The organism is Nitrosospira sp. TNL300 (genome assembly GCF_055385915.1).
Genome location: NZ_AP041005.1, coordinates 2,833,097 through 2,853,781 on the forward strand (window position 1 = coordinate 2,833,097; position 20,685 = coordinate 2,853,781).

A 20,685-nucleotide genomic window follows, 5' to 3' on the forward strand; every position below is an offset into this window, starting at 1 on the left:
TTTCAACAACGAAATGATCACAGCAGGAGGATGCCGCCTTCTTATACGGTTGCCGGATTGGGTTTATCGGGGTCCAGGCCAAATTTGCCTATGGCCTGCGCCACCGTTTCCGCCTCGATTCTGCCATCTTCGGCCAGCGCTTTCAGGGCGGCTATCGTAATGTAATGACGGTCGACCTCGAAGAAGCGACGCAATTGCTCGCGCGTATCGGAACGCCCGAATCCGTCTGTACCCAGCACCTTGTATCGCCCAGGAACAAATTCACGTATCTGGTCGGCAAAAATCTTCATATAGTCCGTAGCCGCCACCACTGGACCTTCCCGGTCCTTGAGACACGTGCTGACGTGCGACAGCCTTGCCGGTTCTGAAGGGTGCAGCATGTTCCAGCGCGTTGTCGCCAGTGCCTCGCGTCTCAACTGGGTAAAGCTCGTTACACTCCAGATATCACCAGTCACGCCGAATTCCTTCTCCAGTATTTCAGCCGCGGCGATCACCTCGCGCAGAATGGTGCCGGACCCGAGCAATTGAACCCGCAACCCGGAACCCTTTTCCCCTGCCGGCTTGCCTTCACGGAACAGGTACATGCCCTTCAGAATTCCTTCCTCCGCCCCCGCAGGCATTTCCGGGTGCGAATAGTTTTCGTTCATCACCGTGATGTAGTAATAGACATCCTCCTGCATTTCGTACATGCGGCGCAGACCATCCCGGATAATGACTGCAAGCTCGTAGGCAAAGGTCGGGTCATAGGATATGCAATTGGGAACAGTCGATGCCGCCAGATGGCTGTGGCCGTCCTCGTGCTGCAACCCCTCGCCATTCAGCGTGGTGCGGCCGGCAGTGCCGCCCAGCAGGAAGCCGCGGCAGCGCATGTCTCCCGCCGCCCAGCACAGATCCCCCACGCGCTGGAAGCCGAACATCGAATAGTAAATGTAGAACGGGATCATCTGCACGCCATGAGAACTGTAGGCGGTTGCCGCGGACATCCATGACGACATGGCCCCCGCCTCATTGATGCCTTCCTGCAGGATCTGGCCGTTCTTGTCTTCCTTGTAGTACATCAGTTGCTCGGCATCCTCGGGCGTGTAGAGCTGACCGGTGGAAGACCAGATGCCCAGTTGCCGGAACATGCCTTCCATGCCGAAGGTGCGCGACTCGTCCGCCACAATCGGCACGACCCGCTTGCCGATGTTCTTGTCTTTTATGAGGATATTGAGGATGCGCACAAAAGCCATGGTGGTGGAAGATTCTCTTCCCTCACCGCTTGCCTTGAGCAATGTATCGAAGGCGGACAGCGGTGGTATCTGCAAGGGCTCGGCTGTGCGCTGGCGGCGGTGGATGAAGCCTCCCAATGCCTCGCGCCGCTGGTGCATGTAGACGGATTCCGACGAATCCTTATCGAATTTCAGGTAGGGTACCGAGTCGATCTCATCATCGCTAATCGGCAGGCCGAAACGGTCACGAAACGCTTTGAGTGAAGTGGTACCCATCTTTTTCTGCTGATGAGTGATATTCTGGGCTTCGCCCGCTTCACCCATCCCGTAACCCTTGATCGTCTTGGCGAGGATTACGGTGGGCTGGCCCTTGTGCTTCACCGCCGCTGAATACGCGGCATAGACCTTATGCGGGTCGTGTCCGCCCCGGTTCAGGCGCCATATGTCATCGTCGGACATATTCGCCACCATTTCGAGGAGTTCCGGATATTTGCCGAAGAAATGTTCACGCACATAGGCGCCGTCTCGTGACTTGAAAGTCTGATATTGGCCATCCACGCATTCCATCATGCGTTGCTGCAGCAATCCCTTGGTGTCCTTGGCAAGTAACGGGTCCCAGTATGAGCCCCAGATTACCTTGATGACATTCCAGCCGGACCCGCGAAACGCGGCTTCCAGTTCCTGAATGATCTTGCCATTCCCACGCACCGGTCCGTCGAGACGTTGAAGGTTGCAATTGATGACAAAAATCAGATTATCCAGATTCTCGCGTGAACCAAGCGAGATGGCACCCATTGATTCGGGCTCATCCATTTCTCCGTCACCCATGAAGGCCCAGACCTTGCGGCCCTCCGTCTTGACCAGTCCGCGGCTGTCCAGATACTTCATGAAGCGCGCCTGATATATCGCCATCAGCGGCCCAAGTCCCATTGATACCGTCGGGAACTGCCAGAAGTCAGGCATCAGCCACGGATGCGGATAGGAAGACAATCCCTTTCCACCTACCTCCCGCCGGAAATTATTGAGTTGCTCCTCTGTCAGCTCTCCCAGCAGAAAAGCATAGGCGTAAAGACCGGGCGACGAATGTCCCTGTGCGAATATCAGGTCGCCGCCGTGATTCTCCGACCTGGCATGCCAGAAATGGTTGTAGCCTACATCATATAGCGTAGCGGCCGAGGCAAAGCTGGCAATATGCCCCCCCACATTGGAGTTCCTGTTGGCGCGCAACACCATGGCCATGGAATTCCAGCGCACATAGGAACGGATGCGATGCTCCAGCGCATGATTACCCGGCGACCGCTCCTCCTTTCCTGGAGGAATGGTATTGATATAGGCTGTGGTGGCGCTATAGGGAAGATAGGCGCCTGAGCGGCGCGCTTTTTCCACCAGCCTCTCCAGCAGGTAGTGTGCCCGCTCCGTCCCCTCGTGCGTCAAGACGGATTCCAGCGCCTCCAGCCATTCCTGCGTTTCAGTAGGATCTATATCGGGTATAGGTTCCATGTCTTGTCTCGAAATTGTCGGGCGCTTGCCCAATATGATAGAGGGGGATTAGCTCCCCTGCAGCCGGACGTGTGCCTGCTCCGCGGCTACAACGGTGTTGCACAACAGCATCGCTATGGTCATTGGTCCCACTCCTCCCGGCACAGGCGTGATATAACCCGCCTTTTCCTTGACCGATTCAAAGTCCACGTCCCCCGCCAGTTTTCCGTCAGGCAGGCGGTTGATGCCGACGTCTATTACTGTCGCTCCAGGTTTCACCATGGAAGCAGTGATCATACGCGGCTTCCCAGCGGCAACTACCAGAATATCGGCGCGGCTGGTGTGTTCCCACAGGTTCCGCGTCCTGGACGTACAGATGGTAACGGTTGCGCCTTTGTGCAGCAGCATCAGCGCCATCGGTTTGCCGACGATATTACTGCGGCCTACTATTACCGCATGCTGCCCTTCAATCGGGATATCATATTTTTCCAGCATTTTCATCACGCCGTTGGGCGTGCAAGGCGGAAAAATGCTGCTACCGGTTACAAGTGCGCCTACATTATAAAGATGGAAGCCATCCACGTCTTTTTCCACGGCGACAGATGCGATGACTTTACTGCTGTCAAAATGTCGAGGCAGCGGCAGTTGGACGAGGATGCCGTGGATTTTGGCGTCCCTGTTCAGTTCCTGGATACGCCTTATCACCTCCTCCTCGGTAGTGCTTTCCGCGAACTCATGGATTTCGGAATAGATGCTCGTTTCGCTGCAGGCCTTGGCCTTGTTTCGCACATACACAGAGGAAGCCGGATTGTCTCCCACGATAACCACGGCCAGCCCCGGCTGGGTACCTTTTTCCGCCAGGCGCGCTGCCCGCGCCTGACACTCCGCCTTCACCTCCTGGCTCAGTCTCTTGCCATCGATGATCTTCGCGCTCATTGTGATTGTGACGCGGCAGGCCAGGGAACGAGCAGATGACGGATGATGCCTTGCCTGTTCGTATCTTTCACCCTGGCTGTATATCCTACGAAACCCCGCATTCGCTCATAGGCGCCCAAAGCAGACTGGCTCACCAGAACCCTGATTTGGAAACTGTGCCCCGCCACATAAGCATGCCTCTTCGTCCAATCATGATTGCGAAGACGCAGGGGGGTTGGATTTTTTCATCTTCGTCCGATAAATCAACAGCCCGACCAGAAATGTCGGAACGACAACTAGCGTGGCAGCCAGAAGGCCGGCTGCCAGTATGTCGATTCCCTCGGTTTTCGGTAGAAAGATGGTTACGACCCAGATCGTTATAAAGGCCGCCACTGCACCGCCGATAAACATGATCTTTTTACCGCGCTCAAAAAGGCGCCATAGCGAACCGGAAACCCGCGCCTCGTTGCGGTACTCATCAAAAAGGCGCACCATGCTGTCATCGTTCGGAACCGCCTCATAGCCGGTCGATACGGCAAGAGTGTCTGTTCCGTCTTCCACCCGCGACATGTTGCGCAGGAACACGATACGCTGTTGAGCTTCTTTCTTTTTCATGCCATCGGCTATGAACATGGATTGCATCGCTTCAAAGGCATGATCGCGAGCATCTCCCGCCACTCCGAGTCTTTCGCTGCACCGCCACATCACGCCCACCAGATATAACTGGATGGTCATCTGCCTGAAAAGAGGCGCAAAATCATACCCTTTGTCTTTAACTTGCGGGAGTTGGGACGCCAGTATCTCGCGTGCGTGTTGTACGCACATATCAATCGTGCTTGCTTCTGAATCCGTTTTCACTTCAGTCATCGTTCAATTTCCGGACATGCCCAGCTTGGCTTTGAATTCATGGAGGAACCCATTATATACTGGCGTGAGGATTGTTGAATAATGAGGCACAGCCTCTCTGCGATCTATCGGGCAATGGGACTTGCCCTGCTGCCGGCCTATCCTTGCATGCACCGGCAATTTCCTCTTGAAGAGGGATAAAAGTTTACATAGGTTTTATGAAGTTTCCGATTTTATTGGATAGGTTCGCTATTACAGAGTTCCGCTCTCTACGCGCAACATTGTCACACAAAAGGTTTCGGAACATAACAACGGGTCAATTTTTAACCTGCGCTTCATATACCTGCAAAGGAAACCAACATGAAACACCATAAATACCTTATTGTCGGGGGCGGAATGACCGCCGATTCTGCTGTACACGGTATCCGTAAGATTGATCCCGATGGCGCAATCGCCGTCATCGGGGAGGAGTTGCATCGTCCCTACAACCGCCCCCCCCTTTCCAAGGCGCTATGGAAGGACTCACCCTATGATTCGATCTGGCGAAGCGAGCATGGGCTGAACGTCGCCATGCATCTCGGAAAAAAAATAGTGGCGTTGGATCCTGCAAACAAGACGGCTACGGACAATGCAGGCAACGTCTACGCCTATGAAAAACTTTTGCTTGCCACGGGGGGCGAGGTGCGCCGCTTTCCCCATTTCGACAGCGGGATAATCTACTATCGGACGGCGGACGATTACCTCAAACTGCGGGAATTGAGCAATCAGGGTTCGGATTTTATCGTGATCGGCGGCGGCTTCATCGGTTCGGAGATTGCTGCCGCACTCGCCATGAATGATAAACGGGTCACCATGATCTTTCCGGAGCACGGTATCAGCTCGCGTATTTATCCGCAATCCCTCGTCGAATTCCTGAATTCCTACTATCGCGAAAAGGGTGTAACCGTGCTCGCCTCCGAAACTGTCACTTCGATCAGGACGGATGGGACCAAAAAAGTTGTTGCCACGGGGAGTGGAACCGAGATTTCCGCTGATGGAGTAGTGGCAGGACTGGGTATTCTTCCTAACACGGAACTGGCTGTCCAGGCCGGGCTCGCGGTTGACAACGGCGTCGTGGTGGATGAATTCCTACGCAGCAGCAATCCCGATATCTATGCCGCCGGCGACGTCGCCAACTTCTATAGCCCCTTGCTCGACCAGCGCATGCGGGTCGAGCATGAAGACAACGCAAACATGATGGGAGAAGCGGCGGGACGAAACATGGCAGGGAACTCCGAGCCCTATCATCACCAGCCCTTCTTTTATTCCGACCTGTTTGATCTTGGCTATGAAGCAGTCGGTGAACTCGATTCCAGTCTCGATATTATCGAAGATTGGGTAGAGCCCTTCCGCAAAGGCGTGATTTATTACCTGCGCGATGGGCTCGTACGCGGTGTCCTGCTCTGGAATACCTGGGGACAGGTAGGTGCCGCCACCGAGTTGATTGCCGAAAAGAAACCCTGCACGAGCGAGACGCTGCTAGGCCGCATCAAGGACTAGAACAGGAAACAGTAGCGCAGGATGGGGGGAGGCTGGGACCCGGACCATCATTTGCTGCGAGGGTGTGCTTCGCTTGCCCCTCCTGCAATTTCCAATGATGTATTCCGGGAATAGCAAACTTGAGTCTGCTTGAGTCTTCAATGGGAAATTCATGGCATTTTTCCCGAAAAAAACAGGTGCCGCAGCTATCTTGAATACCTTCACGCTTACCCGCCCGGATGACTTCCACCTGCATCTCCGCGACGGCGAGCACATGCGGGCGGTGCTGCCGGACACTGCCCGCCGCTTTGCTCGTGCAATCGTCATGCCCAACCTCAAGCCTCCCGTCGTCACCACGCAAATAGCGCTGGCGTATCGCGAGCGACTTCTTGCAGCCCTGCCGCACGGCGTGCGTTTTCAACCGCTGATGACCCTCTACCTGACCGATAACACCTCCCCTTCGGAAATCATCGAAGCAAAAAGAAGCGGAGCAATCTACGGCATCAAATACTATCCTGCCGGTGCAACCACAAACTCCGCAGCCGGAGTTACCGACATTGCCAAGTGCCATGAAACTTTGGAAGCCATGGAGCAAGCGGATATGCCCCTGCTGGTGCACGGTGAGGTGACCGATCCGGATGTGGATGTATTCGACAGGGAAAAAGTCTTTCTTGAACGGGTGCTGATCCCGTTGACCCGGCGCTTTCCGCAACTACGCGTAGTATTCGAGCATATCACCACGCGGGAAGCGGTAGAGTTTGTCATCAGCGCACCGGAAACTATCGCAGCCACCATCACCGCGCACCACCTCCTGATCAGCCGGAATGCCCTTTTTCAAGGCGGTATTCGACCTCACCACTATTGCCTGCCCGTCCTCAAGCGGGAAACCCACCGGCAGAAGCTGATCGAGGCCGCTACCAGCGGCAATCCGAAATTTTTCCTCGGTACCGATAGCGCCCCGCACGCGCAATCGGCCAAGGAAAACGCCTGCGGCTGCGCCGGTATCTATACTGCTCACGCAGCGATCGAGCTTTATGCGGAAGCGTTCGAACAGGCGGGTGCGCTGGAAAAACTGGAAGCCTTTGCCAGTTTTCATGGCGCGGATTTCTACCGGTTGCCACGCAACCGGAACAGGATTACATTGAAGAAGGAAAGCTGGCGTGTGCCTGCGCAACTGGAATTTGGCGACGAAAGCCTGATTCCATTCCGGGCCGGGGAAAACGTTACCTGGATCCTGGGTAAAAACGAGAATTAGCGTCGAAACAGAATTTTCACCAAACTTTCCTGATCAGGAAATAGCTGCGTGAACTGTTTCCTGTCCAAAGGAGCGTCATTGGCGACCAGGCGCATCATCGCTTCTTTTAACCGGTTCATATCATACCGACCAGAGCGCGAGAGTCTTTCCCAATCTTTAAGAAACGCTTTGGTATAGTCGATAACACGGGGCAGTGATGCTCGTTTACTTCTGGATGTTCTTTTCGAGGTCATCAAAGAGCTCAGCAGCAGTGCTGAAACGAGCGCGGCGAGCCTGGCTAATCTCATTAGCCTCGCTCATCGCGTCACGTGTTTCGCTATTTGGCGCTTTTAACGTGAAGGGCAATTCCTTGTCCGCTGCGACGCGTGTCAGGAATACCCGCACGGCGTCAGAGACGGAAAGCCCCATCGAGGCGAGTGCTTCAGTCGCTTGTGCCTTTATCTGTTCGTCCACGCGAACGTGAATCATTGTGGTTGTAGCCATGATAAGCTCCTCTCTAATCTTTGAGATACATTGTATCGCAAACGCAACATTGTATTTCAATAACTAAAGACCTCTAAAGCGACTCGGCGTTACCTCCTGCTTATCCCTAAACTTCCAGTCCTTCAGGGAAAACCAGCTTTCGAGCAAGCACTGATTCGTTATATCGCTGACACTTCCCTGTGGATTGACTCGCGTGCTTGTGGCCTACCAGTGTTTCTTGGCGCGATTCCATCGGTACAACCTTCCGGCAAAAGCGTTGTATGCGAGGTGTGAAAGCTGCCGGAGCACGGGCAACCGAAAAAGCCTCGCCAGCCAGTGCTGCCCCGGTGTTTGTGACCAGAGTTGCGTGAAGGCATCCACGCCTACGTCAATCCGGCCATCCTGTCTTTTTACGTGCAGCCGCTCGCGCACCTGCTCCAGCGAAGCATCTACTTCTGCAACGGCTTCCGGGTGCGCGTGCACATCGACCCATTCAATGTCCTTGATATCGCATGCTTCCATACGGCGGCGCTGCTCTTTTATGCCCGCATTGCAGACGGGACATGCACTGTTATAGTAAACCTTGCTGGACATTTACGCGGCGCTCTGTCTACATAGTAGTAAATTCAGGCTAAAGTATCCGGGACGCAGGTGCGAGGAATCATTCGCAGCGATAAACGACACCCAGCACTGTCGTGTTTGTCGTGCCCTTGCTGCCCCATGCATTCGTATTGGCGGAGTTCTGCACCCAGACGTAGTTTCCACCCATTTTCGCAGCCCTGTTGCGCAGGTCATTTCTGGCGCCGATGAGGAGGTTCTCATTCGAAGTGTAGTCGCCGGTAATCCAGTTACCCTGGGAGCCGACCGCGTCACCCAGCGGCTTGCAATTACCGCTGGGTTTTTCTGTGACAAGCTCAACGGATCTGCCCTCCGGTGTCGTTGAAATCGCCGAACAGCCGGCAAACAAAACCACTGACAGCAGGCCCGGCAAGGCGATCATCCTTCTCGTGACCATCTATTTTCTCCTGTTGAAAAATTGCAAATCGCTCTTGGGCTTATTTGACATCCTCCCCGGCCTAAAGGCCGGAGATTCCTACAGCGCCCAGGCGAATGCCTGGGTCGCTTCGGTGGGTTCCTGCTGCTGGCGGCATTACCGCACCGCTCACTTCACAGGCGAACCGGGCGTGTCCCGCCCTTAAAATGTTGATCGCACCAACCACATCGGCGTTTCCCTCGAAACCGCATTCCACACACTCGAACCTGGCTTGCGTCTGGCGGTTGTCTTTGGACACATGGCCGCAGCATGGGCATGTGCGGCTGGTGTTCTGTGGTGGTACGGCGATGAGCCAGCCACCATTCCACGCCAGCTTGTAGTCCAGCTGACGCCTGAACTCGAACCATCCCTGGTCGAGGATGCTTTTGTTCAGACCAGACTTGGCCCGAACGTTTTTACCCGGTTGTTCAGTGCTGCCTGCCGCTGACCTGGACATATTGCGAACCTGCAAATCCTCGATGCACACCATCGCGTGGTTTTGGCTGATAGCTGTCGTGGCCTTGTGCAAGTAGTCGCGGCGGGCGTTGCCGATGCGGGAATGGATACGTTGGATACGGGCTTTCGCCCGTCTCCAGTTGTTGCTGAACTTCTGTTTATGGCTCATGACTTGTTGCGCCTTGCGCAATGCTGTTTCGTGTCGCTTGAAACTGTTGATCGGCGCGTAGAACGTACCGTCCGACAGCGTGGCGAAGCGGGCGATGCCCATGTCGATGCCGACAGCGCAGCCTTTCGGTATCGCTTGCTCGACTTCCCGCCCGGTCTGGATCGAAACGTACCACTTGCCGCAGGACTGGCTGACGGTGACGTTCTTCACCGTGCCGAGCACGTCCCGGCTGTTGCGATAGGGCAGCCAGCCCAGCTTTGGCAGGAAGATGCGGCTGTTTGCCTGATCGAGCTTCACCCCTTGCGGATAGCGGAAGCTGTCGCTCCGACCCTTCTTCTTGAAATGCGGGAAGTCCGCACGCCTGGCAAAGAAGTTGGCGTAGGCCCGCTCCAGATCCTTGAGTGTCTGTTGCAGGGCTTGGGAGGGGATTTCCGTCAGCCACGCCGTGGCGGCATCTGCCTTCCATTCAACCAGCAACGCGCATAACCCGGCATAGCCGAGCTTCTTCTCGCCCTGCTCGTGGCGTTCCTTCTGCAACGCCAGCGCCTTGTTATAGACGAACCGGCACGAACCGACGAAGCAGCGCAACATGCGCTGCTGTTCGCCGTTGGGCTTTAGCTCGAATTTATAGGCCTGGAGTCGTTGCATGGCTCAAATTATAAATTTGGATGGACGCTTCCAGCGTCCGCGCTATCCATCTCCCCCATGAATGGGGGAGCTTTCCACGCAAATTTGGTAAATTATGCATGTCTTGGGCCGAACATGATAATTGCCATACCTGTCAGCGCCAGAAGAGAACCTGCCATGTCCCAGGCAGTCGGTTTGACCCCATCAATAGCCCACAGCCAAAGTACTGCTACGAAAACATAAACACCTCCGTAAGCCGCGTATGTACGACCGGCGTCCGTCGGATGAAGCGTGAGAAGCCATGCAAACAGTGCAAGGCTTGCAGCAGCAGGGACAAGAAGCCAGGCGCTCCCATCCTGTTTAAGCCAAAGGTAGGGCAGATAGCAACCAACGATCTCGGCAAGCGCTGTAGCCAGGAAGAGAAACAAGGTCTTCAGCTCAAACATAGGATTAATCTATTGCCCTGAAAAATCCACGGGAACAGGCGGATAGCGTGCCGTCGGCCTGATTACTTCCGTCCAGAAACTGCTTCGGCGGAACGCTTCCTTACTGCATCGAAGAGTTCAGGTATCGCGACAGTGTTCGAAAGGTTGAACACAAAATCCGGAATGAGTCCACCCGGATCGGTAAGCAATGTATAAGTGAGACGCGTACGCCTGCCGCCCTCCAGGGGCTCCGCCAGCCACGAACCCTCGTTGAGCTTGACGCGCACCACGCCTTCGACCTCGGGCTTCGCTTCGGGCAGCGCAGTCCACTCGACCTTGAAGGCGCTGTCCTTGCGTGTGCCGTCACCTGCCGCCGAGCTGCGCGTCAGCCGAACCTTGAGGGGATAGTCGCGCTCGCTGATAAACGGCGGCGCGATGCGCGCATAGGTCACCACCTCGTTATCGCCGGTACGGCTGAGCACTTCCGATTCTTCCACGTACGGCATGAATTCCCGGTAATGTTCGAAGTCAACGAGAACATTGAAAACGGCTTCGGGCGGAGCCTCCACCTCGGAAACCGCGATTACCCGGCGTCCCTCCGCTATGTCCTTTGTAAAAATGACAAGGCCGTTTTTGTGATAAGCCTCGGTCCAATCCAGTCCCGGGCTGTTCACCCTGCCTGTCCTCTCTACCTGGGCCGCCGACACCAAGCCGGTCGCTTCGCTTGCGACCACAGCAATGATGGCAAGGACGACGGTGAAAGCGGCAATAGGGCGCATGGCATTCCGGCTGAAGATGAGATTACGATTTCGCCTCCCGTAGAAATTCTACCCTTATCGCATATCCCGGTCACGTCCTAACCGGCTTTAACGAGTCGAATGCTCCGGAACCAGCCTCCTGCCAGAAGCGGCTGGTCTGACTCCACTTTCAGTTGCGGAACACTTGCAAGCACCTCTTCGAAAACCACATCCAGACGCGTCACGATGTGCTGAGACAGCAGGTTCACTACCCGCCGGAGCACCGCGTTTTCCCCGGGCTTCAGAAATTTATCGAGTATCAGCACACTGCCGCCCGGTTTCAACACCCGCGCTGTTTCTTTCAGACAGGCGCGGGCATCCGGCACGATCGCCAGAATGAGGTGCAGCACCACGTGATCGAAGCAGGCGTCCACGAACGGCAGAGACATGCTGTCCCCCTGGACGAGGTCTACATGCAGGTTTCCTATCCTGGGTTTTGCCCGCTTCAGCATGGCCGCGGTGAGGTCCAGTCCTACATAATGATGACACGCTGGAACATGCGGAAGGTCGAGTCCGGTACCGATGCCGCTGATGAGAATGTCGAGGTTCTCCTGCCGCGGCAATTGCTCAAGGCTGGCCGCCCGCAGTCCCGTACCCGCCCCGGCGAGCAAGGCATCGTAAAGCGGAGCGATCAGACTGTAGGAACGGCGCAAAGACATACAAAATTGTCTGATTGTCTATTTCTATTTGCTGCCGCGCTTGCCCGCGATTGCGGCTTTGGTGGCTTTGGTGGCTTTGCCAGCTTTGCCGGCTTTCCCCCGTGGGGACACAGGGGCCTGGGTACGATAAGCCCAGACCAGCATGATTACCCCGGCCAGGATCATGGGTAGCGACAGCCACTGCCCCATGCTGATACCGAGTGTCATCATGCCCATGAAACCTTCGTCCGGCTCGCGGAAAAACTCCGCAAACGAGCGGAATACGCCATAACCGATCAGAAACATCCCGGAAACCGCTCCAACCGGTCTCGGCCTCGCGGAATAAATCCACATCAATGTAAAAAACACCAACCCTTCCAGAGCGAACTCGTACAGTTGGGAAGGGTGACGCGGAACATTGTCGACATAGGGAAAAATCATGCCCCAAGGCACATCGGTGGGCCGCCCCCATAACTCGGCATTGATAAAATTGCCGATCCGCCCCGCCCCCAGCCCCAGCGGCACCAATGGAGCGATGAAATCCGTCACGGCGAGCCAGCGCAGGTGATATTTGCGCGCCAACAGGGCCATAGCGGCTATCACTCCCAGAAAACCACCGTGAAATGACATCCCGCCTTGCCAGACGGCAAAGATTTCCAGAGGATGCTCCAGATAATAGCCGAACTGATAAAAAAATATGTGACCCAGGCGACCGCCCACGATCACGCCGAGCACACCGTAAAACAGCATATCGTCCAGCATGCTGATGGTGAACGCACCCTCGGGGTTTCGTTTGATGCGGTAGCGCCCCAGCAGAATGAAGCAAGCAAATCCGATGAGATACATGAGCCCATACCATCGAACCGCGAGGGGTCCGAGTTGAACGGCAATGGGATCAATCTGGGGATGAACGAGCATGGGCTTGCATTTTTTTCAGGTAAAATAGCTTGTTTATCGAGCGCAGCATTACGAGCGCAGCATTAAAACATCATACCGGCGAAAACCGGCAGGGAAAGCAGAAGTCCTTCCTGGCGGAGAGTTGGGCAGGAATAAAATGACGAGTCTCGTTTTCCCCTCATTATACATACGGCAACGATTATTCACCGCGGAGAACGCGGAAAAGAGCGACTTTGAACTGCTTTTTCTTTCCTCACAGCTTCGCATGCGCCTCGGCCGCTTCTTCCCCTGACTACCGGAATTCGCCAGAATTTGCCTGCATTCCCGTTTTTTCAATTCAAGGAGTAATTCATGTCAGATAACCAGCGCAGCCGGGCAATCACCCAGGGAGCGGAACGTACCCCCAACCGCGCCATGCTGCGGGCTGTAGGTTTCGGCGACAACGATTTCGACAAACCCATCGTCGGCGTGGCCAATGGCTTTTCCACCATCACACCCTGCAACAAGGGATTGAACGAGCTGGCGCTGGATGCCGAGCATGCATTGAAACAGGCGGGTGCGATGCCCCAGATGTTCGGTACCATCACCGTTTCCGATGGCATCTCTATGGGAACGGAAGGCATGAAGTATTCCCTGGTATCGCGCGAAGTCATTGCCGATTCGATTGAAACGGCGGTGCAGGCCGAAAGCATGGACGGCGTGATCGCCATCGGGGGCTGTGACAAGAACATGCCGGGCGCAATGATGGCTATGGCGCGCATGAATGTTCCCGCAATCTTTGTTTATGGCGGAACGATCAAACCGGGTCACTATAAAGGAAAGGACCTCACTATTGTCAGTGCCTTCGAAGCCGTCGGGCAATACACCTCCCATAAGATAGACGCGAAAGAACTGCTCGAAGTGGAGCGCCACGCCTGTCCCGGAGCGGGCTCCTGTGGAGGCATGTACACGGCCAATACGATGTCGTCCGCTTTCGAAGCAATGGGCATGAGCCTTCCCTATTCTTCCACGATGGCTGCGGAAGATGGCGAGAAGCGCACCAGCGCGGCACGTTCCGCGGAAGTGCTCGTGGACGCAATCAGGAAACAGATTCGTCCGCGCGACATCATTACCCGCAAGTCCATTGAAAACGCGATCGCGGTGATCATGGCCGTGGGTGGTTCCACCAATGCTGTTTTGCATTTCCTCGCCATTGCCCATGCGGCCGAAGTGACACTCACGATCGATGATTTTGAACGCATGCGCGGCAAAGTGCCGGTACTGTGCGATCTCAAACCCTCGGGACGATACGTCGCCACCGACCTGCACAAGGCAGGGGGCGTTCCCCAGGTAATGAAAATGCTGCTCGATCACGGCCTGCTGCATGGCGACTGCATCACCATCAGCGGGCAGACTATTGCCGAGATATTGAAGGATGTACCGTCAGAGCCTCGCAAGGATCAGGATGTCATCCGCCAGTGGGACAACCCGTTGTACGCTCAGGGCCACCTCGCCATACTCAAGGGCAATCTCGCCACAGAGGGGTGCGTGGCGAAAATCACCGGGGTGAAAACACCAAAAATTACCGGACCGGCACGAGTATTCGACTCGGAAGAAGCCTGCATGGCAGCCATCCTTGCGCGCGAGATCCAGCCCGGTGACGTGGTGGTGATACGCTACGAGGGACCCAGGGGCGGGCCCGGCATGCGGGAAATGCTGTCTCCCACTTCCGCGCTCATTGGCGAGGGACTCGGAGATTCCGTGGGCCTGATCACCGATGGACGGTTCTCCGGGGGCACCTATGGAATGGTGGTTGGACACGTGGCGCCGGAGGCGTTTGTAGGCGGCGCCATTGCGCTGGTGCGGGAAGGCGATTCGATCACCATAGACGCCGAGCAACGGCTGCTGCAGCTCAACGTTCCCGGAGATGAACTGGCCCGGCGACGGACTGAATGGCAACCGCCCCATCCGCGCTACACACGGGGAGTGCTCGCTAAATATTCGAAGCTCGTCTCGAGTGCCAGCCGGGGAGCGATCACCGACTAACCCGTTCTTTCCCACCACAAAGAAGCCATGCTCAATCATCTTGCCCGTGAAACCAGCCCCTACCTGCTGCAACATGCAGACAATCCTGTCGACTGGTATCCCTGGGGAGAAGAAGCACTGATGCTCGCCCGCACGCAAGACAGGCCGATCCTGCTATCCGTCGGCTATTCTGCCTGCCACTGGTGCCATGTGATGGCGCACGAATGCTTCGAAGATGCGGAAGTCGCCGAAGTCATGAACCGGCACTTCATCAATATCAAGGTGGACCGCGAGGAACGCCCGGATATCGATCAGATTTATCAGACCGCGCTCTACATGCTGACACAGCGCAGCGGCGGCTGGCCCCTCACGCTTTTTCTGACGCCCGATCAAAAACCATTCTTCGGCGGCACCTACTTTCCCAAAACGACGCGTCACGATCTGCCGGGTTTCCTCGATTTATTGCCGCGGGTGGCGGAAACTTACCGCGTTCGTCGCCCGGAGATCGAACGCCAGAGCGCATCGTTGCTCAAATCCTTTGCCGATATGCTGCCCTCAAAAGCACCGGAGGCTCCGGTATTTTCTGAGCGTCCCCTGGAACAGGCACTGGCTGAGTTGAAGAACCGGTTCGACTTCGAAAACGGTGGTTTCGGCGAGGCGCCGAAGTTCCTGCACCTGACCGAACTGGATTTCTGTTTGCGGCGCTACTTCACTGCCGGCAATAGCGAGGCATTGCACATGGCCACGCTGACATTGGAGAAAATGGCAGAAGGCGGCATCTACGACCAGGTTGGCGGCGGGTTCTATCGTTACAGTACCGACAAGCAGTGGCAGATTCCGCATTTCGAAAAAATGCTTTATGACAATGGGCCCCTGCTGCACCTCTATGCAGATGCCTGGATCGCGTCCGGAAATCCGCTGTTTGCCCAGATTGTGGAAGAAACCGCTACCTGGGTCATGCGCGAAATGCAGCCAGGATATGAAGCGGATGAAAAGAGAACGGGAGCCGGCTACTGGTCGACCCTGGATGCCGACTCGGAAAACGTCGAAGGCAAGTTCTACGTATGGGATCGCAGTGAAGCGTCGCATATTCTTTCACGTCGTGAATATGCCGTAGCCGCCGATTACTATGGTCTGTCCCAGGGAGCGAATTTCGGGAACAGACACTGGCACCTGGCAGTGACCCAATCGCTGCCCGAGATAGCTGAAAACTTCGGTGTCACCTGCGCAAACGCACGACAATGGCTTGAATCAGCGCGCAAGAAGCTGCTTGCACAGCGCCAGCGCCGTGTTCTTCCCGGACGGGATGAGAAAACCCTGACCAGCTGGAATGGACTGATGATCAAGGGCATGGCTCGAGCCGGACGCATATTCGGTCGCGACGACTGGGTGCGCTCGGCTATCTGTGCCGTGGATTTCATTCGCTCCACACTCTGGAAAAACGGGCGCCTGCTGGCAACCTGGAAGGACGGCAATGGGCATCTCAATGCCTATCTCGACGATTACGCTTTCCTGCTGGACGGATTACTGGAACTGATGCAGACAACGTTTCGCCCTGTGGACCTGGATTTTGCCATTGCGCTGGCCGACGTTCTTCTGGACCAGTTTGAAGACAAGGAAGCCGGCGGTTTTTTCTTTACCAGCCATGATCATGAAAATCTGATCCATCGTCCCAAGCCTGGTTATGACAATGCAACACCATCCGGCAACGGCGTCGCGATCTATACTCTTCAGCGCATGGGTTATCTGCTGGGGGAATCCCGTTATCTGCACGCGGCAGAACGCGCACTGCAGCTCTTCTACCCTGCCCTGATCCGGCATCCCGATTCCTGCTGCAGCCTGCTTCTGGCGCTTGAGCAGTGGCTCATACCCCCCACCGTTGTCATACTGCGGGGAAAAGCGGACGCGCTGGTGAGATGGGAAAACGCTTTGCGTCAGCGCGCCCCCATCGCTCTTGTGCTCGCGCTGCCCGTTGATCGCGGGACAACCGCAACGCTGCCGCCGAATCTTGCCAAGCCCCTTCCATCAGGGATCGGTGTCAACGCCTGGGTCTGTCATGGCGTTAAGTGCTTACCGGAGATCACTGACTTGCAGGAATTGCTGCGTATCAGCGAAATTCGAGGTAAGATAAGATCCCTTTTCTATAATTAACGGATAAAAGGAGTGTGTGTAATGAAATCTGTCTGGATGGGAATGGTTGCGGCATCAGCTTTGTTGATTGTCGGTACCGCGCAGGCGAGTCCCGAGTTGGCGAAAAGCAGCGGTTGCCTGAATTGTCATATGGTGGACAAAAAGCTGGTCGGCCCTGCGTTGAAGGATGTAGCGGCCAAGTATAAGGCTGACCCGAAAGCCGTGGACTATCTGGCAGGAAAAATCCAGAAAGGAAGCCAAGGAGTTTGGGGGCCTGTTCCCATGCCGCCAAATGCAAAGGTTAACGAGGCAGATGCCAAGACTCTGGCAAAGTGGGTTCTGACTCAATAAGCCCAGTTCCGCTAAAAAAGCCGGCAAGTGCCGGCTTTTTTATTTTGTTTGTCCCTGCCAAAGGCACATGAGCTGGTTTGCAACCAATTTCGCAAGCGCATTTCTTCTCCCCCCGTTCAACCTTATTTTACTGGGCGCCGCAGGCATTCTGCTCCTGAAACGCCGACAGGGAACAGGGATGACATTGGTAGCTGCTGCACTTGCTCTGCTTTACCTTCTTTCCATTCCGATCGTCGCGGACGCCCTGTTGCAGATACTGGAAGCGCCCCCGGAAAAGAACCCGCCTGACGACAGCATACAAGCCATCGTCGTGCTGGGCGGGGGAACCTACTATTATGCGCCAGAATATGGCGATCATACGGTCGGCAGATACACGCTGGAACGTGTTCGCTATGCGGCGAAGATGTATCGCGCAACTGGCAAACCGATGCTGGCCGCAGGGGGTGCCCCTCTCGGCAATCGCTCGTCCGAAGCCACGCAAATGAAGGCAGTGCTGGAAGAGGAGTTTCTCGTTCCAGTCGAGTGGGTAGAGGAGGCATCGAGCAATACCCGGGAAAACGCCTATAAGAGCTTTGCCATCCTGCAAAAACGGGGTATCCGCCAGATCGCGCTTGTCACTCACGCGTGGCACATGCCGAGAGCGGCGCGGGAATTCGAACAGGCCGGATTCGAGGTTACTCCTGCTGCCACAGGATACACGCGGCGCTACAAGACCGATCTGCTTACATTCATTCCAAACGCCGGTGCGCTCCTCAAAAGCAGCCTGTTCTTCCACGAGGTCATTGGCATGTTGTGGTACCGCCTGACGCCTGCGCCGGATTGAGGGTCATTACACTCAGCACGGCCGGAAGTCGCTAAAATAGTCGCTCCTGAAATACGGCCTAATCCTTATAGATATTAGCATTGAGGGGTATACAGCGGCTGATGGAATTGCCAGAATTGGGAATATTTTCCCTGGATTTCTGGTGAATTCATGAAGCCGAAGAAGCAAGAGAGGCCTGCGTGTGATGACATGTTTCGCCTGCGTTTGCAACACATACTCGATCAACGGCATGCGTTGTATCGGCTGGCGGAGAAGATTGACTGGAATGCAGCAGAAGCGCGCTTTGGCAGGCTGTATGCCGAGGAAGGGCGTCCTGGTATTGCGATCCGGCTCATGGTGGGATTGCACTACCTCAAACACGCCTTTAACGAATCGGATGAAAGCGTAGTGGCACGCTGGGTAGAAAATCCTTATTGGCAATACTTCTGCGGGGAAGAATACTTCCGTCACACCTTGCCGATTGATCCGAGCCAGATGACGCGGTTTCGGCAGCGGATCGGCAAGCAGGGTTGTGAATTCATGCTTGCTCTTACGGTTAAGGCCGGACTTGAAACCAGGACCGTATCCAGAGCCTCGCTGGCCGTGGTAAATGTGGACACCACAGTGCAAGACAAAGCCATTGCATTTCCGACCGATGCCAGGCTCTACCACAAAGCCAGAGGCGCGTTGGTGAGAATGGCCAAAGGTATGGGCATTGGGCTTCGTCAGAGCTATGAGCGCTTATCCAAAGTAGCGCTAGCCAAACATGGGCGCTATGCTCATGCCCGGCAGATGCAGCGCGCCAAACGTGAACAGAAGCGGCTCAAGACCTATCTTGGACGAGTGATCCGTGACATCGAACGCAAAGTGGCGGCTGGGCAAATACCAGGGGAACAGGAACAGTCCAAGCTCAAGCGATTGCTGGAGGTTAGCCAGCGTATCCAGGCACAACAACGCCACGACAAAGGCAAGGTGTACAGCGTGCATGCACCCGAAGTCGAATGCATTGCCAAAGGCAAAGCCCACAAGCCTTATGAATTCGGCGTCAAGGTAGGAGTGGTCACCACCAGCAAGGAGAGCTTCGTCATCGGCATGCAAGCCTTACCCGGCAATCCCTATGACGGACACACGCTTAAAGCATCTTTGGCGCAGGCACGGCGGCTGACTGGACGGGTGCCCAGGCAAGTGTACGTGGATCGGGGTTATCGCGGTCATGGCATTGCTTCAGATCGGATAAAGGTATGGGTTGCCGGCGCCAAACGAGGTGTCACGGTACCCATCAGGAAGAAGCTAAAGCGCCGTAATGCCGTGGAGCCCGTAATTGGGCATATGAAAGCCGATGGGCGCCTGGCAAGAAACTTCCTCAAAGGTACAGCAGGTGATGCCATGAATGCTCTCTTGTGCGGTGCTGGGCACAATCTGCGTAAGATTCTGCGCCGAGTGGCGCTTTTGTACGCCTACATTCTGCAATGCCTGGAACATAAACAAAGTGAACACACCCATCAGTTCCTGATGCTTGTCCGCTAAAAACAGGTTTTTCAGGGACGACTAAAATAGCGTAATCGAATTCTGGAAAGGAGCGGCATGAAAGCACGCGTTAAATGGCAGAGCGAAGCAAGTTTCCTGGGCGAGTCAGGCAGCGGTCATACAGTACTGATGGATGGGCCGCCGGAATCAGGAGGCAGAAACCTGGGACCCCGCCCGATGGAGATGCTGTTGATGGGAACCGGGGGCTGCGCAGCTTTTGATGTTGTGCTGATTCTGAAAAAAGGCCGTCAGGATATCTGCGATTGTGAGGTGCGCATTGAAGCGGAACGGGCCGAACGAGAGCCGAAAGTGTTTACCCGCATTCACTTCCATTTCATCGTGACCGGAAAAAAACTGAATCCGCAACAGGTCGAACGCGCAATCAGCTTGTCCGCTGAAAAATACTGTTCCGCATCGATCATGCTGGCAAAAACAGCAGAACTGACCCACGATTTTGAAATCGTGGAAGCGTGAAGCATTCGCCCCTCAGTATTGGCTTTAGACCTGCTATACTCGTTAGACCCAGTAGGCAGTCCGGGTCATCACCGATGACGCCGCCTTCATCACCAGTTTCACCGGCATCGGCAGTTCAGCGCCGCCATGTGCCATGGCGGTGGTGGCGTGTCCGGCCTCATCGATCTGCATCTGGGTGACAATGGCGCGGCTCTTCTCGTCGGCGTGCGGCAAACGACTCAGGTGTCCCCCGAGATGAGCGGACACCTGGCGTTCGGTTTCCGCAAGAAACCCCAGGTTCCACTTGTCGCCCAGCAATCCGGCGAAAGCGCCAATGGCAAATGAACCGCCATACCATAATGGATTCAATAGACTCTTGCGTCCGCTCAATTCGTTAATGCGCCGTTCCGTCCAGGCAAGATGTTCGGTTTCCTCGCGCGCCGCCTGGGCAAGTGTCTGCTGGACCTCGGCATCCCGGGCCGTCAGCGCCTGTCCCTGATAAAGGGCCTGCGCACAGATCTCGCCCACGTGGTTGACACGCATCAGTGCCGCCGACTCGCTTTTCTCCAGATCATTCAGTTCCGCCTCCGGCAGTTGGGTCCCGGGCACTGGCCGCAGTGTCTGCGCCGGAGTCGACAAGGTGCGCAGCGCGTGGTCGAAACCAATGATGAGCTTGTCCAGATTGGGCAT

Annotated in this window: 20 protein-coding genes; 8 read left to right on the forward strand and 12 right to left on the reverse strand. The window is 55.6% G+C overall.

Going from position 1 to position 20,685, the window contains the following annotated elements; genetic code table 11:
- Positions 1-41: 41 nt before the first annotated feature.
- From aceE to ACZ5BW_RS13015, 3 genes are all read right to left on the reverse strand, one after another.
- Positions 42-2,711 carry a pyruvate dehydrogenase (acetyl-transferring), homodimeric type gene (aceE, locus tag ACZ5BW_RS13005; protein ID WP_464540610.1) on the reverse strand — a complete coding sequence of 890 codons (2,670 nt, stop codon included), beginning with the start codon at positions 2,709-2,711 and terminating at the stop codon, positions 42-44.
- Positions 2,712-2,759: 48 nt separating this feature from the next.
- Positions 2,760-3,626 (reverse strand): bifunctional methylenetetrahydrofolate dehydrogenase/methenyltetrahydrofolate cyclohydrolase FolD, encoded by an 867-nt coding sequence (gene folD, locus ACZ5BW_RS13010; protein WP_464540613.1) that lies wholly within the window; start codon positions 3,624-3,626, stop codon positions 2,760-2,762.
- Between the two features lie 189 nt (positions 3,627-3,815).
- Positions 3,816-4,472: a hypothetical protein gene (locus ACZ5BW_RS13015; RefSeq protein ID WP_464540615.1), complete on the reverse strand. Its 657-nt coding sequence runs from the start codon at positions 4,470-4,472 to the stop codon at positions 3,816-3,818.
- A gap of 339 nt (positions 4,473-4,811) precedes the next feature.
- Between ACZ5BW_RS13015 and ACZ5BW_RS13020 the strand changes: the two genes are divergently transcribed.
- Both ACZ5BW_RS13020 and pyrC read left to right on the forward strand, forming a co-directional pair.
- Positions 4,812-5,990 (forward strand): NAD(P)/FAD-dependent oxidoreductase, encoded by a 1,179-nt coding sequence (locus ACZ5BW_RS13020; protein WP_464540618.1) that lies wholly within the window; start codon positions 4,812-4,814, stop codon positions 5,988-5,990.
- 151 nt (positions 5,991-6,141) lie between these two features.
- On the forward strand, positions 6,142-7,224 hold the full coding sequence (gene pyrC, locus ACZ5BW_RS13025; protein WP_464540621.1) for a dihydroorotase: 1,083 nt from the start codon (positions 6,142-6,144) through the stop codon (positions 7,222-7,224).
- Positions 7,225-7,428: 204 nt separating this feature from the next.
- On the opposite strand, the gene ACZ5BW_RS13030 is transcribed toward pyrC, so the two are convergent.
- From ACZ5BW_RS13030 to lgt, 8 genes are all read right to left on the reverse strand, one after another.
- Positions 7,429-7,707: a type II toxin-antitoxin system RelB/DinJ family antitoxin gene (locus ACZ5BW_RS13030; RefSeq protein WP_464540623.1), complete on the reverse strand. Its 279-nt coding sequence runs from the start codon at positions 7,705-7,707 to the stop codon at positions 7,429-7,431.
- A gap of 204 nt (positions 7,708-7,911) precedes the next feature.
- Entirely contained in the window at positions 7,912-8,280 is a 369-nt protein-coding gene (locus ACZ5BW_RS13035) for a thiol-disulfide oxidoreductase DCC family protein (RefSeq protein WP_464540626.1), read from the reverse strand.
- A gap of 67 nt (positions 8,281-8,347) precedes the next feature.
- On the reverse strand, positions 8,348-8,701 hold the full coding sequence (locus ACZ5BW_RS13040) for a DUF4156 domain-containing protein (RefSeq protein WP_074704996.1): 354 nt from the start codon (positions 8,699-8,701) through the stop codon (positions 8,348-8,350).
- Positions 8,702-8,762: 61 nt separating this feature from the next.
- On the reverse strand, positions 8,763-9,992 hold the full coding sequence (locus tag ACZ5BW_RS13045) for an RNA-guided endonuclease InsQ/TnpB family protein (protein WP_464540629.1): 1,230 nt from the start codon (positions 9,990-9,992) through the stop codon (positions 8,763-8,765).
- A gap of 92 nt (positions 9,993-10,084) precedes the next feature.
- Complete coding sequence (locus ACZ5BW_RS13050; RefSeq protein ID WP_464540632.1) at positions 10,085-10,417, reverse strand: YnfA family protein; 333 nt, start codon at positions 10,415-10,417, stop codon at positions 10,085-10,087.
- Positions 10,418-10,479: 62 nt separating this feature from the next.
- Entirely contained in the window at positions 10,480-11,175 is a 696-nt protein-coding gene (locus ACZ5BW_RS13055) for an START domain-containing protein (protein WP_464540634.1), read from the reverse strand.
- 77 nt (positions 11,176-11,252) lie between these two features.
- Positions 11,253-11,852 carry a class I SAM-dependent methyltransferase gene (locus tag ACZ5BW_RS13060; protein ID WP_464540637.1) on the reverse strand — a complete coding sequence of 200 codons (600 nt, stop codon included), beginning with the start codon at positions 11,850-11,852 and terminating at the stop codon, positions 11,253-11,255.
- A 24-nt stretch (positions 11,853-11,876) separates the two neighbouring features.
- The gene (lgt, locus tag ACZ5BW_RS13065; RefSeq protein ID WP_464540640.1) at positions 11,877-12,749 is read right to left on the reverse strand and encodes a prolipoprotein diacylglyceryl transferase; all 873 of its coding nucleotides are present in this window, start codon (positions 12,747-12,749) and stop codon (positions 11,877-11,879) included.
- A 330-nt stretch (positions 12,750-13,079) separates the two neighbouring features.
- Between lgt and ilvD the strand changes: the two genes are divergently transcribed.
- The 6 genes from ilvD to ACZ5BW_RS13095 all read left to right on the forward strand — a co-directional run bounded on the left by ilvD (position 13,080) and on the right by ACZ5BW_RS13095 (position 20,016).
- Positions 13,080-14,753, forward strand: a complete 1,674-nt coding sequence (gene ilvD, locus ACZ5BW_RS13070; protein WP_464540643.1) for a dihydroxy-acid dehydratase — start codon at positions 13,080-13,082, stop codon at positions 14,751-14,753.
- Between the two features lie 27 nt (positions 14,754-14,780).
- Positions 14,781-16,883, forward strand: a complete 2,103-nt coding sequence (locus tag ACZ5BW_RS13075) for a thioredoxin domain-containing protein (RefSeq protein ID WP_464540645.1) — start codon at positions 14,781-14,783, stop codon at positions 16,881-16,883.
- A 21-nt stretch (positions 16,884-16,904) separates the two neighbouring features.
- Entirely contained in the window at positions 16,905-17,213 is a 309-nt protein-coding gene (locus tag ACZ5BW_RS13080) for a c-type cytochrome (protein ID WP_464540648.1), read from the forward strand.
- Between the two features lie 67 nt (positions 17,214-17,280).
- Complete coding sequence (locus ACZ5BW_RS13085) at positions 17,281-18,036, forward strand: YdcF family protein (protein WP_464540650.1); 756 nt, start codon at positions 17,281-17,283, stop codon at positions 18,034-18,036.
- A 150-nt stretch (positions 18,037-18,186) separates the two neighbouring features.
- The gene (locus tag ACZ5BW_RS13090) at positions 18,187-19,542 is read left to right on the forward strand and encodes an IS5 family transposase (protein WP_464540020.1); all 1,356 of its coding nucleotides are present in this window, start codon (positions 18,187-18,189) and stop codon (positions 19,540-19,542) included.
- Positions 19,543-19,599: 57 nt separating this feature from the next.
- Complete coding sequence (locus tag ACZ5BW_RS13095; protein WP_464540652.1) at positions 19,600-20,016, forward strand: OsmC family protein; 417 nt, start codon at positions 19,600-19,602, stop codon at positions 20,014-20,016.
- A gap of 42 nt (positions 20,017-20,058) precedes the next feature.
- Here the strand turns inward: ACZ5BW_RS13095 and coq7 are convergent, their stop codons facing one another.
- The gene (gene coq7, locus ACZ5BW_RS13100) at positions 20,059-20,685 is read right to left on the reverse strand and encodes a 2-polyprenyl-3-methyl-6-methoxy-1,4-benzoquinone monooxygenase (RefSeq protein ID WP_464540654.1); all 627 of its coding nucleotides are present in this window, start codon (positions 20,683-20,685) and stop codon (positions 20,059-20,061) included.

Excerpts from the sequence above, each read along its gene's own strand:
- aceE (WP_464540610.1), bottom strand. The coding sequence starts at position 2,711 with ATGGAACCTATACCCGATATAGATCCTACTGAAACGCAGGAATGGCTG.
- ACZ5BW_RS13090 (WP_464540020.1), top strand. The coding sequence starts at position 18,187 with ATGAAGCCGAAGAAGCAAGAGAGGCCTGCGTGTGATGACATGTTTCGC.
- ACZ5BW_RS13015 (WP_464540615.1), bottom strand. The coding sequence starts at position 4,472 with ATGACTGAAGTGAAAACGGATTCAGAAGCAAGCACGATTGATATGTGC.
- ACZ5BW_RS13030 (WP_464540623.1), bottom strand. The coding sequence starts at position 7,707 with ATGGCTACAACCACAATGATTCACGTTCGCGTGGACGAACAGATAAAG.
- ACZ5BW_RS13045 (WP_464540629.1), bottom strand. The coding sequence starts at position 9,992 with ATGCAACGACTCCAGGCCTATAAATTCGAGCTAAAGCCCAACGGCGAA.
- ACZ5BW_RS13035 (WP_464540626.1), bottom strand. The coding sequence starts at position 8,280 with ATGTCCAGCAAGGTTTACTATAACAGTGCATGTCCCGTCTGCAATGCG.
- pyrC (WP_464540621.1), top strand. The coding sequence starts at position 6,142 with ATGGCATTTTTCCCGAAAAAAACAGGTGCCGCAGCTATCTTGAATACC.
- folD (WP_464540613.1), bottom strand. The coding sequence starts at position 3,626 with ATGAGCGCGAAGATCATCGATGGCAAGAGACTGAGCCAGGAGGTGAAG.
- ACZ5BW_RS13050 (WP_464540632.1), bottom strand. The coding sequence starts at position 10,417 with ATGTTTGAGCTGAAGACCTTGTTTCTCTTCCTGGCTACAGCGCTTGCC.
- ACZ5BW_RS13085 (WP_464540650.1), top strand. The coding sequence starts at position 17,281 with ATGAGCTGGTTTGCAACCAATTTCGCAAGCGCATTTCTTCTCCCCCCG.
- ACZ5BW_RS13075 (WP_464540645.1), top strand. The coding sequence starts at position 14,781 with ATGCTCAATCATCTTGCCCGTGAAACCAGCCCCTACCTGCTGCAACAT.
- coq7 (WP_464540654.1), bottom strand. The coding sequence starts at position 20,685 with ATGCCCAATCTGGACAAGCTCATCATTGGTTTCGACCACGCGCTGCGC.
- lgt (WP_464540640.1), bottom strand. The coding sequence starts at position 12,749 with ATGCTCGTTCATCCCCAGATTGATCCCATTGCCGTTCAACTCGGACCC.
- ACZ5BW_RS13040 (WP_074704996.1), bottom strand. The coding sequence starts at position 8,701 with ATGGTCACGAGAAGGATGATCGCCTTGCCGGGCCTGCTGTCAGTGGTT.
- ACZ5BW_RS13080 (WP_464540648.1), top strand. The coding sequence starts at position 16,905 with ATGAAATCTGTCTGGATGGGAATGGTTGCGGCATCAGCTTTGTTGATT.
- ACZ5BW_RS13055 (WP_464540634.1), bottom strand. The coding sequence starts at position 11,175 with ATGCGCCCTATTGCCGCTTTCACCGTCGTCCTTGCCATCATTGCTGTG.
- ACZ5BW_RS13060 (WP_464540637.1), bottom strand. The coding sequence starts at position 11,852 with ATGTCTTTGCGCCGTTCCTACAGTCTGATCGCTCCGCTTTACGATGCC.
- ACZ5BW_RS13020 (WP_464540618.1), top strand. The coding sequence starts at position 4,812 with ATGAAACACCATAAATACCTTATTGTCGGGGGCGGAATGACCGCCGAT.
- ACZ5BW_RS13095 (WP_464540652.1), top strand. The coding sequence starts at position 19,600 with ATGAAAGCACGCGTTAAATGGCAGAGCGAAGCAAGTTTCCTGGGCGAG.
- ilvD (WP_464540643.1), top strand. The coding sequence starts at position 13,080 with ATGTCAGATAACCAGCGCAGCCGGGCAATCACCCAGGGAGCGGAACGT.